This is a genomic window from Pseudomonas sp. NFR02 (assembly GCF_900119375.1).
GTDB classification, from domain to species: domain Bacteria; phylum Pseudomonadota; class Gammaproteobacteria; order Pseudomonadales; family Pseudomonadaceae; genus Aquipseudomonas; species Aquipseudomonas paracarnis.
This window is the reverse complement of sequence record NZ_FPJJ01000001.1, coordinates 711287-726763: the sequence shown is the minus strand read 5'-3', so window position 1 is coordinate 726763 and position 15477 is coordinate 711287. Positions and strand designations below refer to the sequence as shown.

Below are 15477 nucleotides of genomic sequence, written 5' to 3'. Positions count from 1 at the left end.
GCCCGCTCCCACAAGGGGTTTGCGTCAGTCGCTGAAGCGTCGGCGACCTTGCAGGCCGCCGGTGTGGATGAAGATCAGGCGCGTGCCGGGGGCAAAGCGTCCGGCCTCGATCTGCTGTTTCAATGCCAGCAGCGCCTTGCCGGTGTAGAGCGGTTCCAACGGTAGACCGCATGCTTGCTCGGTGCACTGGATGAAGTCCAACAACAGCGGATCGACCTTGGCAAAGCCACCGCGACTGGCGTCCAGCAACGCATAACCGTCCTGCACGATAGCACTCACGTTCTGCGCTACACCGTGATCATCCGGCACCGCCAGAGCACCATACACCCGATGCGCACCCGCCTCCGCCAGTGCCAGCCCCGCCACTGTCGTGCCGGTACCTGCCGCCAGCCACCAGGCGTCGTAATCGGTCCAACCGACGCTGCCCAACTGCGCCCGCGCCTGCTCGACCAACACGCCACAGCCCTGCGCACCGGCCAGCCCACCGCCGCCTTCGGGTATCAGATGGAGGTGGGGATATTGTTCGCGCCAAGGCAGCCAAAAGCCCGGCTCGTGGCGTGCGCGATAGCCGCCATAACCGAGCCAATGCAGTTGCATGCCGAAGGCCTTGAGGTCGAGCACCGTGGGTGTGTCTTGAGGATGGCCGCGCAACAGGCCGACGGTGGGGAAATCAAAGCGCTTGCCCGCGGCCGCCAATGCGTGCAGATGATTGGAGTAGGCTCCGCCGAGGCTGATAATACCTGACGCTCCGGCATCGCGAGCCTGGGCCAAGTGCTCGGTGAGCTTGAACCACTTGTTGCCGCTGATCAGCGGATCGATACGGTCCAGGCGCAGCACGGCCAGCTCGACTCCGTTCAGCCAATCCAGCTGCAAAGATTCAAGGGGCGCGTGGGGCAGCCAGTCGAAAGGACCCATGTGGGCGCATCTGCATGAAAAAAGGGGCGGTAGTCTAACACCGCCCCTATTGTCGCCTTACAACTCGGCCGCCAGGCGCGAGCCCTGGTTGATGGCGCGCTTGGCGTCCAGTTCGGCCGCCACATCGGCGCCGCCGATCAGGTGCACGTTCTGGTTGGCTGCGACCAGGCCGTCGTGCAATTCGCGCAGCGGGTCCTGGCCGGCGCAGATGACGATATTGTCCACCGCCAGGACTTGCGGCTCGCCCTCAGCGCCGATGCGGATATGCAAGCCTTCATCGTCGATCTTCAGGTACTCAACGCTGTTGAGCATCTGCACCTGCTTGTTCTTCAAGCCGGTGCGGTGGATCCAGCCCGTGGTCTTGCCCAGGCCGTCGCCCACCTTGGAAGCCTTGCGTTGCAGCAGGAACACTTCACGGGCCGGTGCATGGCGCTCGGGTTTGATCCCGGCCACGCCGCCACGGGCTTGCAGTTGGGTGTCGATGCCCCATTCTTTCCAGAACGCCTCGCGATCCAGGCTGGTGGAGACGCCTTGGTGCACGAGGAATTCAGACACGTCAAAACCGATGCCACCGGCGCCGATCACCGCCACGCGCTTGCCCACCGGCTTGCGCTCAAGGATCACGTCCAGGTAACTCAGGACCTTGGCGTTGTCGACACCGGGAATCGCCGGGGTACGCGGTGCGATGCCGGTGGCCAGGATCACCTCGTCATAACCACCCGCTACCAGTTGCGCAACGTCCACACGGGTGTTGAGGCACAGCTCGACGTGGGTGGTCTGCAATTTGCGCTTGAAATAACGCAGGGTCTCGAAGAACTCTTCCTTGCCCGGCACGCGCTTGGCGATATTGAACTGGCCGCCGATCTCGCTGGCCGAGTCGAACAAGGTCACTTGATGTCCGCGCTCGGCGGCCACGGTGGCAGCGGCCAGACCCGCGGGGCCTGCGCCGACGACCGCGACCTTTTTGATCTGCTTGACCGGCAGGTAATTGAGTTCGGTTTCGTAGCACGCCCGCGGGTTGACCAGGCAGGTGGTGAGCTTGCCGCCAAAGGTGTGGTCCAGGCAGGCCTGGTTGCAGCCGATGCAGGTATTGATCTCATCAGCGCGCCCGGCAGCGGCCTTGTTGACGAACTCGGGGTCGGCGAGAAACGGCCGCGCCATCGAGACCATATCGGCGTCGCCTTCGGCCAGGATCTGCTCAGCAATTTCCGGAGTGTTGATGCGGTTGGTGGTGATCAGCGGGATCTGTACCGAACCGCGCAATTTGGCCGTGACTTTACTGAACGCACCACGGGGTACCTTGGTGGCGATGGTCGGGATGCGGGCTTCGTGCCAGCCGATACCGGTGTTGATGAGCGTCGCGCCGGCCTGTTCGATGGCTTTGGCCAACTGCACGATTTCTTCCCAGACGCTGCCGCCTTCCACCAGGTCGAGCATCGACAGGCGGAAGATGATAATGAAGTTCGGGCCTACGGCTTCGCGTACCCGGCGCACGATTTCCACCGCCAGGCGCATGCGATTTTCAAAGCTGCCGCCCCAACGGTCGGTGCGATGGTTGGTGTGGGCGGCAAGGAACTGGTTAATGAAATAGCCTTCGGAACCCATGATTTCGACGCCGTCATACCCGGCGACCTGGGCCAGCAGCGAGCAGGTGACAAAATCCTGGATCTGCTTTTCGATGCCCTCTTCATCCAATTCCTTGGGCTTGAACGGGTTGATGGGCGCCTGGATAGCGCTCGGTGCCACCTGCTTGGGGCTGTAGGCGTAACGCCCGGCGTGGAGGATCTGCATGCAGATCTTGCCACCCGCGTCGTGCACGGCCTGGGTGACGATCTTGTGCTTGCGCGCCTCTTCTTCGGTGGTCAGCTTGGCTGCACCGGCGTACACGCCGCCCTCGTCATTGGGGCCGATACCGCCGGTGACCATCAGGCCCACGCCGCCACGGGCACGCTCGGCAAAGTAAGCGGCCATACGCTCGAAACCGCCGGGCTTTTCTTCCAGGCCAGTGTGCATCGAGCCCATCAGGGTACGGTTGCGCAAGGTGGTAAAACCCAGGTCCAACGGGGCCAGCAGGTGCGGGTAGGCAGCAGCGGTCATGGTACAGCTCCACAACGGATCATCACGGGACGTGGCGCACTCGAACGGCGTGCCATCGGTTTATGTCCCACAGACTAAGAGGCGGTGGACCACGGCTCAATGACTGAAACTGACAAGTTATTGATCCAAATGCACAGTGCCCCTTGGCAAGCCACGCCATGGGCCCTACCCTAGTCGCGAACCCTGCACCTGGTCTGTTGTCTGTTGCCCCATGCGTAAACTTCTAGCGTTCACCGTCATCATGGCCCTGGTTGCCTCCCTCGCCGCGTACTTGGTCTGGACCCAGGAGCGCCCCGTGGCGCATTACCTGTCCGACCTGCGCATCACCCTCGCCGTCAACGAGGGCGAACCGGCCGACCGGGGCAACCTGCTGGGCATCCAGCCGGAACTGTTCCCTGCTGATTACCAAAGCCTGGAACGCCTGCACCTGAAGCTGTCGGCCTACCTGCAAAATGCCCGGGACCTTGGGCTGATCAATGCCAAGACCGTGGTGGTGCTGCCGGAACATATCGGCACCTGGCTGATGCTCGGCGCAGAGAAGAATGAGCTGTACCAGGCCGCTCACCTCAAGGACGCCATGAACTGGCTGTCGATCAGCAACCCGCTGCAATTTGCCAAAGCCTGGATCAGCGCCACCGGCGACAACCGCATGGACGATGCATACCTGCGCATGAAAGCCCCGGCCATGGCCCGCGACTATCAAGTGTTGTTTGGCGGCCTCGCCAAAGAATTTGGCGTGACCCTGGTGGCCGGCTCCATCGCCCTGCCCAACCCAAGCGTGATCCAGGGACAACTGGAGATCGGCCACGGCGCGCTGTACAACGCCAGCGTGGTGTTTGCCGCCGACGGCTTGCCGCTGGGCCAGCCGCAGCGCCAGCTTTACCCGATCTACGATGAGCGTGGCTTTATCGAGCCGGGCGATGAGCATGTCGTCAACGTTGTCGACACCCCCGCCGGGCGCCTGGGCATCCTGGTCGGCAGCGACAGCTGGTACCCGGACAACTACCGCAAGCTCAACGAGCAAGGCGCGCAATTGATCGCGGTACCCGCTTTTGTCACCGGCCGCGATACCTGGGAGCGTCCGTGGCGCGGTTTCAAGAGCGTATCTACGCCCTCAGAAGTGAGCCTCAAGCCCGAAGAAACCAGTGAGGGCGCGGCCTGGCGTCGTCTTACCCTGATCAGCCAGCCACCTGTCAGCGAAGCCACCGCGGGCATGAGCGTCTTTCTGCGCGGGCAATTCTGGGACCTGGGCAGCGCCGGCCAGAGTTTTCTCAGCCGCAATGGGCAAGTCTTCGCCGATGGCGACGCCCGTGGTGCGCGCTTGCTGAATATCTGGCTGTAGCGCCTTGAAGCCGGTGCGCCTGGGGGATCTGTCGGTGGGCTTCGTGCACACCCTGGCCGACGCGATCCACAGCCACGGCCTGGACCCACAGCCCCTGCTGCTGCAATACGGCCTTGATCCAGCTCGCCTGGCTGAGGCCGGCGCACGCTTGTCGATCCCGCGCTACATGCGCCTGGGCCACGCGGCCATCCAACTGACCGGCAACCCCGGCCTGGGCCTGCGTATGGGCCAGCTCAGCCGCTTGAGCCAGGCTGGTCTTGCCGGCGTCACTGCCGCCCAAGCGCCTACAGTGCGCGAAGCGGCGCGCACGCTCACACGCTTTGAAGCGCTGTACGGCTCCAACTATCGCGGGCAATCAAGCTTTCATGAAGACGCTGAAGGCGCGTGGCTGCGGTTTTATTCCATCAGCCCCTATAACGCCTACAACCGCTTTGTGGTGGATTCGATCATCGCCGGCTGGCTGCAGCAATTGTCTGGCCTGGCGCAACAGCCGGTGCAGGCCCAGCGGATTGAAATCGAATTCGACGCGCCGGACTACCACGACCACTACAGGGTGTTGGGAGAGGGCGTGGTCCACTTCGGCGCCGAGGTCAATCAACTGCGCCTCAGCCAACCCACCCTGGCGCTGCGCAACCTGCAGCATTGCCCAAGCACCTGGCACCTGTTGCTACAGCTGTGTGAAAGGGAATTAGAGCAATTGACCCGCACCCGCAGCCTGCGCGAGCGCATTACCCGTTTGCTCGGGCGGATGCTCAATGGCGGCCGGGAACCCGACCTGGAGGAAGTGGCGGCACGCTTGAAGCTGCCAACCTGGACATTGCGGCGCAAACTGGCCGAGGAAGGCACGCAGTTTCGCGCGATCCTCAATGACACCCGTCGCGACCTGGCCATGACCTACATTCGCGATACGGAACTGGCGTTCGGCGAGATCGCCTACTTGCTCGGTTTTGCTTCGGCCCAAGCCTTCCAAAGGGCCTTCAGACGCTGGAACAACCAGACCCCAGGGGAATTTCGCCGCAGTCAGCGGCATTCCGCCTGAAGTCAGCGTTACAGCTCGGTGGCATCGTCGACCGGATCCAGCGGGTCCAATTCGAATGCCTGGTACTCCAGCAGCTCTTCCTGGTAATCGTCCATGGTGGACTCCTTTTCGTGTTGAAAGCGGTTGCAGATTAATGACCTGCGAACCCAGCCTAAAGTGCCGTCATGACGAAAAAATGTCGACGTCGTGACATTCCTGCTCTTCAGGATTAAACGTAGCGGCGATCACTGGATTTAACTTAACCGCAACCTCGGTCAAAATGTGGGAGCGGGCTTGCTCGCGAAAGCGGTGTGTCATTCAACACACCTGGCGACTGTTACGCCGTATTCGCGAGCAAGCCCGCTCCAACAGTAGAAGAGCATTGCGTTATTGCGCAGGCATCGGAAGCGGTGGAATCGCTTCTGTCGGGGCCGGCAAGGCAGGATCAGTCGGCGCCGGCGCAACCGGAGCGGGCTCTGTCACCGGTGCAATCGGTGCAGCCTCAGGTGGCGGCGCAAGCGGCTCTGCAGCGGCAGGCGCTACAGGCACCTCCTTCGGCGCTTCGACCTTCTCGGGTGCCGGAGCGGCCTTGGGTTCAGGCACGCCCAGGTCAGCCTTGGGCTGCTCGGGGATATGCTCGGCCTGCTTTACTTCCTGCGGCAGGAACACGTCCACCAACGCAAAGTAACGCTCGTAGAACTTCGGTGCCGAGACGGTCTCGCTTGCCACCTTCACCATCGAGTCGTCGGTGGAGCCAATCGGCATCGACACCGAGCCCAGCACGCCCACACCGAGGCTCGCGGAGTTGTTGACCTTCTTCAGCGCATAGCGGTCCTGCAAGGCGTTGGCAAACATCGTCGAGTGATTGCTGCCCTTGCCATCAGCAGCGCACACCACATTGAAACTGATCTGCAGGTGGGTCTCGCCGGTCTGCTGGAAACTCTTGTTGCCGGCCACCAGTTTCGGATCGCTGCTGGTGATAATGTAGCCCTGGCTCAGCAGGGCACGGCGCGCAGCTTCACAGGCCGCCACATCGCTGACCGGGTAATCGCGGGAAAACGTACCGGAATCGTCGAAATTCTCATGTTCATAGATAGCGGTCTTGGGTGACGAGCAGCCCGCGGCGCCCGCCAGCACCAGCGCCAACCCGAGATTGCGCAAGTGAAATGATGTCGACATTGAAAATCCTGAAGAAAACGGTCCGGACGGTATTGTGCAACAGAACGCGACATTGAAGCGCGATTCCTGTCGGTAAAACATCTCAAGCTCAGACAGCGGCGTCAGTAGGAAAAAGCCCGGCGCACATATGATCGATAAAGGCCCGCAGCTTGGCCGAAGCATGGCGACTGGCCGGCCACAGCAACCAGAAACTGCCGCGATGTTCGAGGTGCTCATCCAGCACCCGTCGCAAACGCCCATGTTGTACGGCCTGGTTGACCATGTAGTCCGGCAGGCACGCAATGCCCAGTCCTTCTTGCACCACATGATTGAGGGACTCGATGGTGGTGCTGACCAGCGGTGCGCGCAGGTTCAGTTCCGCAGCCCCCGGGACAGGACGCAGTGGCCAGGGCTCCAGCTTGCCGGTGGCGCAGAATTTGTGCCGCAGGCAGGCGTGATGATTCAGGTCCTGTGGCCGATGGGGCGTACCATGCTGGTCGAAATAGCCGGGCGTACCGACGAGAACCAACTGGTAATGCCCTAGATGGCGCACCATCAAGCGCGAATCTTCTGGCTTGCCGGTGCGAATCACCGCGTCGAAGCCCTCCTCTATCACGTCCACCATGCGGTCGGAAAAATCCACATCCAACTCAATGTCCGGGTAGGCGCGCATAAAGTCGCTGATCACCGGCATCAACAAGCCGCGCACTTGGGGCACACTGATCCGCAGTTTACCGCGAGGGCTGGCAGTGACCTCAGTCAACTCCTGTTCGGCCGCCTCCAGTTCCGCCAGGATGCGCCGCGAACGCTCCAGGAACAGCGCGCCCTCGCTGGTCAGGGTGATACTGCGGGTGCTGCGATGAAACAACCTGACGCCCAGGCGCTCCTCCATCCGCGCAATGCTTTTACCCACCGCCGACGATGACACGCCCAGTACGCGGCCCGCAGCGGTAAAGCTGAGGGTTTGCGCGACCTGCACAAAAACCGAGAGGCTGCCCAGATTGTCCATGGTGATGCCTTTGCCGATTGCGGACATCAACGTCCGATAAGTTCGGAACCTTAGCCTGTTTTTCCGCGCCTCGCAGCCCCCTACCCTGGCTCCTTGCCCTTTCAAGGAGAGCGCCCATGAACGACAGTCCCCTATTGGTCGATACAGCGCCCCACGCTGAACGCCTGCCCCTGGCCGGTCTGCTGGCGTTGGCCTGCGCCGGCTTTATCACCATCCTGACCGAGGCGATGCCCGCCGGCTTATTACCGCAAATCGGTGCTGGGCTTGGGGTCTCCCAGGCCCTGGTCGGGCAACTGGTGACCCTCTATGCGCTCGGCTCGTTGCTTGCTGCTATCCCCCTGACATTGCTGACCCGGGGTTGGCGCCGGCGGCCGCTACTGTTGATCGCCATCGGCGGTTTTGCATTGGTTAACAGCGTCACCGCGTTCTCCAGCCACTATGGCTTGACCTTGGCTGCACGATTTTTCGCCGGTGTGTTCGCTGGCTTGCTGTGGGCCTTGTTGGCGGGTTACGCCAGTCGTATGGTCGCACCTCATCTGCAGGGCCGGGCGATTGCCGTGGCCATGCTGGGTGCGCCGCTGGCCTTGTCCCTCGGCGTGCCCGCCGGCACCCTGCTGGGCACGCTTGTCGGATGGCGCGCCAGTTTTGCCATCATGACTGGCCTGACCCTGTTACTGCTGATATGGGCGCGTTGGCAACTGCCGGATTTTGCCGGTGAACCGCCAAGCAAACGCCTCGGCTTACGTCAGGTACTGGCGTTGCCAGGCATCAGGCCGGTGCTCTGGGTGACCTTTACCTACGTGCTCGCGCATAACATTCTCTATACCTACATCGCCCCTTTGCTGGTGCCCGCCGGTATCGACCGCGAGATTGATCGCGTGCTGCTGGTGTTCGGCCTGATGGCCCTGCTGAGCATTTGGCTGGTAGGCATCTGGATTGATCAGCACCTGAGGCTGCTGACCCTCATCAGTTGCGCGATGTTCGCCGTTGCGGCCCTGCTGCTCGGACTATGGTTCAACTGCGTAGTCGCCATTTACGTCAGCGTGGCGTTGTGGGGGCTCGCCTTCGGTGGCCTCCCAGCGCTATTGCAAACCGCGCTGGCCAAGTCGGCTGGCAACTCGGCCGATGCCGCCCAATCGATGTTGGTTACGGTATGGAACCTGGGCATCGCCGGAGGTGGATTAGTGGGCGGGCTCTTGCTCGAACGTTGGGGCGTCGTGGCATTTCCATGGGCAGTTCTAGGATTGATCGTGTTGGCGCTGGGCGCAATCCGGGGTAAAGCGCTGCCCGCGCGATGACAAGTTTGTTTACAACTTATTCCTCACCTTCCTATCATCGCCCCTGGGTGCGTTGTTGCATAAAGCACGGCGCAGGTTAAAAGCCAAGCATTGGTCGGGCCGCCAATGGAGATTTGTCGTGCCTGATAAACACCCTGCCATCCCCCGCCCCCAGCGTTTGACTGAGGGCGCGCTGTCCGCCCTTGAGCGCTTTTCACACATCGAAGCCGTCAGCGGTATCGTGCTGCTGCTGGCCGCCATCGTCGCGCTGCTGTGGGCCAACAGCCCCGCCGCCGCGACCTACGAGCATTTCTGGAACACGCCCATCACCCTCGGGCTGGGCGATTACAGCGTGTCGCGCTCCCTGCATTTTCTGGTGAATGACGGGCTGATGACCATTTTCTTTCTGGTAGTCGGAGCCGAGATCCGCCAGGAAATCAAAGACGGCGCCCTCGCTAACCTGAAGCTGGCCACGCTGCCGTTGGGCGCGGCGTTGGGCGGTGTGCTGATGCCCGCCCTCATCTACACCCTGCTCAACCACGGCACCGCCGCCGCGAGTGGCTGGGCGGTCCCCACCGCGACCGACATCGCCTTTGCCGTGGGCGTGCTCGCGCTGCTGGGCAAATCGATTCCCAGTGGCGTGCGCATCCTGCTGCTGGCCTTGGCGATCATCGATGACATCGTGGCGATTCTGATCATCGCGATCTTTTTCACCGCCAGCCTCGACTACATGGGCTTGGTGATTGCTGTCGGCGGGCTGGCCCTGGTGTTGGTGTTCCAACGCATGGGCATCAGCAAGGCGGCGATCTACCTGCTGCCAGGCGCTATCGTGTGGTTTGGCCTGCTCAAGACCGGCGTGCACCCAACACTCGCCGGGGTGATCCTTGGCTTGATGACCCCCGTCAATTCCAAGCCCACCCGGGAACGCCCGCTGGAAACCATCGAACGCACCTTCAACGAGCTGATGGACCGGTTCTCGCAGCCAGCCGAAGGGGCCCAGCAAGTCGCCACGCCCCTCAAACAATTGCGCGAAGCTCAACGGGAAATACTGCCGCCAGTGCAGCGTGTTCAATCGGCGCTGCACCCCTGGGTCGCGTTCGGCGTAATGCCGCTGTTTGCATTGGCCAACGCCGGTGTGAGCCTGGACGGTTTCAATCTGGATGACCCGCTGGCCCATGGCGTATTTATGGGTGTCGTCTTCGCCCTGGTGCTCGGCAAGCCTCTGGGCGTGATGCTGGCGAGCCTGGCGCTGGTCAAGCTCAACATCTGCAAGCTGCCGGACGGTGTGAACTGGACGGGCGTTGGCCTGGTAGGGCTGTTGGCGGGGATCGGTTTCACCATGTCGATCTTTATCTCGTCCCTGGCATTTTCCGACCCGGCCCTGCTGTCGGCTGCGAAGCTGAGCGTATTGGCGGCTTCAACCCTGGCGGCGGTGATCGGGTTGACGTGGGGCAAGCTCAAGTTTGCAGCCAAGAACGCCTAAAGCGCATTCAGCACTCACTTTATCAAGGGCAAAAAAAGACCCCGGCCTTTTCAGGTCGGGGTCTTTTTATTCAGGCCGGCATCAGTACTTCTTGATGTCTGCCTGGGTTTCCAGCTGCTTGCGGTAGGCCGCGAAGTCCTGCTGGCCAATACGGGAAGCGAGGAAGCGGCGGTATTGCGCCTTTTCTTCGTCCGTAGGGGCCGCCGCTTCGTTCACGCCGTTCAAGCGCACGATCATCAGGCTGCCATCGCGCAGGGTCACGGTGGTGAAGGTAGGCTTGTCCTTGGCCGCCGGCTTAGGCATGCGGAACAAGGCTTGCAGCACGGCCGGGTCGATAGACTCCTGACCACGGGTAGCCGCCTCAGTCACCTTCCAAGCCTGACCGTCAACCGGCTGGTCCAGCGCGGTCTTGCCATCACGCAGGCTGGCGATCAACTCGTCGGCACGGGCTTTGGCAGCAGCGCTTGCGCGCTCCTTGGTCATCTGGGTGCGAATGGCCGCCTCGACCTTCTCGAGCGGCAGTTGGGCCGGCTTGAGATGCTCCTTGGCACGCAGCACGATGATGGTTTCCGGGTCCAGTTCGATGGCGCTGCTGTTGGCACCTTCATCCAGCACTTCCGGGCTGAATGCGGCAGTGACCACGGCACGGTTGGCCGCTACACCTTCGCCACCTTCGCGGCCAAACGGCGCGGAGGTATGGACGGTCAGCTTCAGGTCAGACGCCGGCTGAGCCAGGTCAGAGGCTTCGAATGCCGCATCTTCCAATTGCTTGGTCGCTTCGACAAAACGCTGTTCAACCTGCTGTGCCTTGAGCTCGCGGGTCAGCTTGTCTTTCAGGCTGGCGAACGATGGCACTTCAGGCGCTTCAACGCCCAGCAACTTGATCAGGTGCCAACCGAAGGTGGTGCGCACCGGCGCCGACACCTGGTCTTGCTTCAAGCCGTACAAGGCGGTTTCGAAGTCCGGGTCGTAAACACCAGGGCCAGCAAAACCGAGGTCGCCGCCATTGTTGGCCGAACCTGGATCCTGGGAGAACTCCTTGGCCAGAGCTTCGAACTTCTCACCCTTGGCCAGGCGCGCCTGGATGTCTTCGATCTTGGCCTTGGCTTGCGCCTCGGTGACCTTGTCGTTGACTTCAATCAGGATATGCGCGGCACGACGCTGTTCAGCGAGGTTGGCGGTTTCCTTCTCGTAGGCAGCCTGCAGCTCATCGTCCTTGACAGTCACCTGGTCGAAGAAGGAAGACTTCTTCAATTCCAGATAGTCGATGACCACTTGGTCCGGGGTCATGAACTCTTTGGCGCGCTGGTCGTAGTAGGCTTTGACCTCAGCGTCGGTGAGTTTCACCGCCGCGGGATCAGCCTTGATGTTGACGGTGGCGAAATCGCGGGTCTGTTTTTCCAGACGGGCAAATGCCAGCACCTCGGCGTCGGTCACAAACCCGCTGCCGGCGATGCCTGCGCGAACCTGGCCGATCAGCATTTCCTGGGTCAGCATCTGACGGAATTGCATGCGGCTATAGCCCAGCTGACGGATCACCTGGTCAAAGCGTTCGGCGTTGAACTTGCCGTCCACCTGGAATTCCGGCGTCTGCAGGATCACCTGATCCAGCGCAGCTTCCGAGAAGCCGAACTTGGAATCGGCAGCGCCTTGCAGCAGCAGCTTGCGATCGATCAGGCCCTTGAGGGCAGCATCGCGCAGCAGTTTTTCGTCGAGCAGGGAAGCATCGAAATCCTTACCCAACTGTTGCATCAGCTGGCGCCGTTGCATATCGACAGCCTGGCTCAGCTCGGTCTGGGTGATTTGTTCACCGTTGACCTTGGCCACGTCCTGCTTGTTATTACCCGAAGCCTGGAAAATGGCTTCGATACCGGTGAACGCCATCAAAGCGACGATGATCCCGATAATGGTCTTGGCAATCCAGCCTTGTGAATTGTCCCTGATATTTTGCAGCATGCGTCCCCCAGAAACGGTTGAACTTCAAAAATTAGGCAACCGTGGAGCGTGGGTAGAGTCCGGATAGAAGAAAGGCGCATCCGAGGATGCGCCTTCTCGTAACTGGCGGAGCGGACGGGGGTTCGAATCTGCACCCCCGGCGTGGCGACCCGATACGTGGGTCAGCTACCGCTCCGCTGCCAGGCCAGACCTGCGTCCGACCCGGGTAAGCAAAGGCTTGAACGAAGCTTAGTTAACGGCTTCTTTCAGGGCTTTACCGGCTTTGAAACCTGGTTTCTTGGCAGCAGCGATTTGCAGTGCTTTGCCGGTCTGTGGGTTACGGCCAGTGCGAGCTGGGCGGTCAGTCACAGAGAAAGTACCGAAGCCTACCAGTACCACGGAGTCGCCGGCCTTCAGAGCGCCAGTGACGGATTCGATTACTGCGTCCAGCGCACGGCCAGCAGCAGCTTTCGGGATATCAGCGGATGCAGCGATAGCATCAATCAGTTCCGACTTGTTCACTCTAAGTCCCCTTATATATCTATTGAGTATGATTCTAAGTTTTTTGGTAAAAAGCAAAACCAGTGCTGAATGGCCTACAGACACTTAAGAGCCGCTTTATAACAAGGGCTCTAAAAAGCTGTCAAGGAAGCCCCCCAGGCTCCAACACATTAATGCGTGCTAATTCTTTCCTTGGAATCGGACTCGCGTTTTTCGTCCTTCGCGACGATCTCCGGGGCCACATCCGGCAAGGGCTCCGGCGCGTATTGCAGCGCAATTTGCAGGACCTCGTCAATCCATTTAACCGGTTTAATCTGAAGATCCTGCTTGATATTGTCAGGAATTTCCTTCAAGTCGCGAACATTCTCTTCAGGAATGATCACGGTCTTGATTCCACCTCGGTGCGCAGCGAGTAATTTCTCTTTCAGACCACCGATCGCCAATACCTGGCCACGCAGGGTAATTTCTCCGGTCATCGCCACATCAGCGCGCACAGGAATGCCGGTCAACGCTGATACCAGCGCCGTGCACATGCCCACGCCAGCGCTAGGGCCGTCTTTGGGGGTCGCCCCTTCCGGCATGTGGATATGGGTGTCGTGCTTCTCGTGGAAGTCCAGCGGGATGCCCAGGCTGCGGGCGCGGCTGCGTACCACGGTCTGCGCGGCCGTAATGGATTCGACCATCACATCACCCAGGGAGCCGGTCTTGATCAACTGGCCTTTGCCCGGAATCACCGCCGCTTCGATGGTGAGCAATTCGCCACCCACCTGGGTCCACGCCAAGCCAGTCACCTGGCCGACCTGATCCTGCTGCTCGGCCAGGCCGTAGCGGAATTTCTTCACGCCCAGGAAGTGTTCCAGGGAATCGGCGACCACCTTCACAGAGAAGCGTTTTTCCAACGCGTGCTCCTTCACCGCCTTGCGGCAGATCTTCGCGATCTGGCGCTCAAGGCCCCGTACACCGGCCTCGCGGGTGTAGTAGCGCACGATGTCACGGATCGCCTCGACCTCGAATTCGATCTCGCCCTTCTTCAGGCCGTTGGCCGAAATCTGCTTGGGCGCCAGGTACTTGACCGCGATGTTGATCTTCTCGTCTTCGGTGTAGCCCGGCAGACGAATCACCTCCATCCGATCCAGCAAGGCTGGCGGAATGTTCATGGAGTTGGAGGTGCACAAGAACATTACGTCAGACAAGTCGTAGTCGACTTCCAGGTAATGGTCGTTGAAATTATGGTTCTGCTCGGGATCAAGCACTTCGAGCAAGGCCGACGCCGGGTCGCCACGCATGTCGCTGCCCATTTTGTCGATTTCATCGAGCAGGAACAGCGGGTTGCGTACACCCACTTTTGTCATCTTTTGAATCAATCTTCCTGGCATCGAACCGATGTAGGTACGGCGATGACCACGGATCTCAGCTTCGTCACGCACGCCACCCAAGGCCATGCGCACGAACTTGCGGTTAGTCGCGCTGGCAATCGATTCCGCCAGGGAAGTTTTACCCACACCTGGAGGCCCGACCAGGCACAGCACCGGACCGCGGATTTTTTTCACACGTTTTTGCACGGCGAGGTACTCAAGGATGCGCTCCTTGACCTCTTCCAAACCGTAATGGTCAGCGTCGAGAATCTCTTCAGCACGGGCCAGGTCCAGGCGCACCTTGGTCTGGGCCTTCCACGGCACTTGCACCAACCAGTCGATATACGAGCGCACCACAGTGGCTTCGGCCGACATTGGCGACATCTGCTTAAGCTTGTTCAGCTCGGCGGTGGCCTTGGTCAGGGCGTCTTTGGGCAGGCCAGCGGCATCGATACGCTTTTTCAGCTCTTCGATTTCGTTGTGGCCTTCCTCGCCGTCGCCGAGCTCCTTCTGAATGGCCTTCATCTGCTCATTCAGGTAGTACTCGCGCTGGCTACGTTCCATCTGCTTCTTCACGCGGCCACGGATACGCTTCTCAACCTGCAACAGGTCGATTTCGCCATCCAGCATCGCCAATACGTGTTCGACACGGGCCGACAGGTCGATGATTTCGAGGATGTCTTGCTTCTGCTCGATCTTCAGCGCCATGTGTGCAGCCATGGTGTCGACCAGGCGGCTCGGTTCATCAATGCTGTTGAGCGAAGACAGGACTTCAGCCGGGACTTTCTTGCCCAACTGCACATATTGCTCGAACTGCGACAGCAGGCTGCGCACGAACACCTCGGATTCACGCTCCGGGGCTTCGACTTCTTCGATCAGCGCCACTTCCGCGCGCAGGTGGCCGTCCACCTCCATAAAGCGCTCTACGGCACCGCGCTGCTCACCTTCGACCAACACCTTGACGGTGCCATCGGGCAGCTTGAGCAATTGCAGGACAGTGGCAATGGTGCCGACGCGATACAGGGCATCTTCACCCGGATCATCATCAGCAGGATTCTTCTGGGCCAACAGCAGGATTTGCTTGTCGCCCGTCATCGCGGCCTCGAGGGCTTCGATAGACTTCTCGCGCCCCACGAACAGCGGGATAACCATGTGCGGATAGACGACGACATCGCGCAACGGCAGGAGAGGCAATTCGATGGTTGTCTTCATGATTTCGCCTCTATGACAGTTCAAAAATAAGCTTGAAACCAAGATGGGGGTTACATGCAAAAAAAACAAGCTCAATGCCAGTAGTTAAACGCATGAATACACGCGAATTTAACCACCGCCCTAAGAAACGCCCCCAAAGACAAGGGGCCCCTAGAGGCCCCTTGCTTGTACCGCA

Annotated in this window: 11 protein-coding genes; 4 read left to right on the top strand and 7 right to left on the bottom strand. The window is 60.6% G+C overall.

Annotation, left to right across the window (positions count from 1 at the left end):
* Positions 1-24: 24 nt before the first annotated feature.
* Positions 25-915, bottom strand: a complete 891-nt coding sequence (locus BT199_RS03445; RefSeq protein WP_072433883.1) for a 1-aminocyclopropane-1-carboxylate deaminase/D-cysteine desulfhydrase — start codon at positions 913-915, stop codon at positions 25-27.
* A 57-nt stretch (positions 916-972) separates the two neighbouring features.
* Entirely contained in the window at positions 973-3012 is a 2040-nt protein-coding gene (locus BT199_RS03440) for an NADPH-dependent 2,4-dienoyl-CoA reductase (RefSeq protein ID WP_019819476.1), read from the bottom strand.
* A 211-nt stretch (positions 3013-3223) separates the two neighbouring features.
* On the opposite strand from BT199_RS03440, the gene BT199_RS03435 reads away from it, so the two are divergent.
* Both BT199_RS03435 and BT199_RS03430 read left to right on the top strand, forming a co-directional pair.
* A complete protein-coding gene (locus BT199_RS03435; protein ID WP_072433882.1) occupies positions 3224-4354 on the top strand; it encodes a carbon-nitrogen hydrolase family protein in 1131 nt (376 codons plus the stop codon).
* 4 nt (positions 4355-4358) lie between these two features.
* Entirely contained in the window at positions 4359-5393 is a 1035-nt protein-coding gene (locus BT199_RS03430) for an AraC family transcriptional regulator (RefSeq protein ID WP_072433881.1), read from the top strand.
* A gap of 366 nt (positions 5394-5759) precedes the next feature.
* Here BT199_RS03430 and BT199_RS03425 read toward each other — a convergent pair whose 3' ends face one another.
* A complete protein-coding gene (locus tag BT199_RS03425; protein ID WP_014718983.1) occupies positions 5760-6551 on the bottom strand; it encodes a DUF2242 domain-containing protein in 792 nt (263 codons plus the stop codon).
* 88 nt (positions 6552-6639) lie between these two features.
* A complete protein-coding gene (locus tag BT199_RS03420) occupies positions 6640-7539 on the bottom strand; it encodes a LysR family transcriptional regulator (RefSeq protein WP_014718984.1) in 900 nt (299 codons plus the stop codon).
* Positions 7540-7655: 116 nt separating this feature from the next.
* Between BT199_RS03420 and BT199_RS03415 the strand changes: the two genes are divergently transcribed.
* On the top strand, positions 7656-8837 hold the full coding sequence (locus BT199_RS03415; RefSeq protein WP_072433880.1) for an MFS transporter: 1182 nt from the start codon (positions 7656-7658) through the stop codon (positions 8835-8837).
* Positions 8838-8955: 118 nt separating this feature from the next.
* The gene (gene nhaA / locus BT199_RS03410) at positions 8956-10299 is read left to right on the top strand and encodes a Na+/H+ antiporter NhaA (RefSeq protein ID WP_072433879.1); all 1344 of its coding nucleotides are present in this window, start codon (positions 8956-8958) and stop codon (positions 10297-10299) included.
* A gap of 81 nt (positions 10300-10380) precedes the next feature.
* Here nhaA and BT199_RS03405 read toward each other — a convergent pair whose 3' ends face one another.
* From BT199_RS03405 to lon, 3 genes are all read right to left on the bottom strand, one after another.
* Positions 10381-12255 (bottom strand): SurA N-terminal domain-containing protein, encoded by a 1875-nt coding sequence (locus tag BT199_RS03405; RefSeq protein ID WP_072433878.1) that lies wholly within the window; start codon positions 12253-12255, stop codon positions 10381-10383.
* Positions 12256-12483: 228 nt separating this feature from the next.
* Positions 12484-12756: an HU family DNA-binding protein gene (locus BT199_RS03400; RefSeq protein ID WP_003174819.1), complete on the bottom strand. Its 273-nt coding sequence runs from the start codon at positions 12754-12756 to the stop codon at positions 12484-12486.
* A gap of 149 nt (positions 12757-12905) precedes the next feature.
* Positions 12906-15302 (bottom strand): endopeptidase La, encoded by a 2397-nt coding sequence (gene lon, locus BT199_RS03395; RefSeq protein WP_003192252.1) that lies wholly within the window; start codon positions 15300-15302, stop codon positions 12906-12908.
* Between the last annotated feature and the right edge of the window lie 175 nt (positions 15303-15477).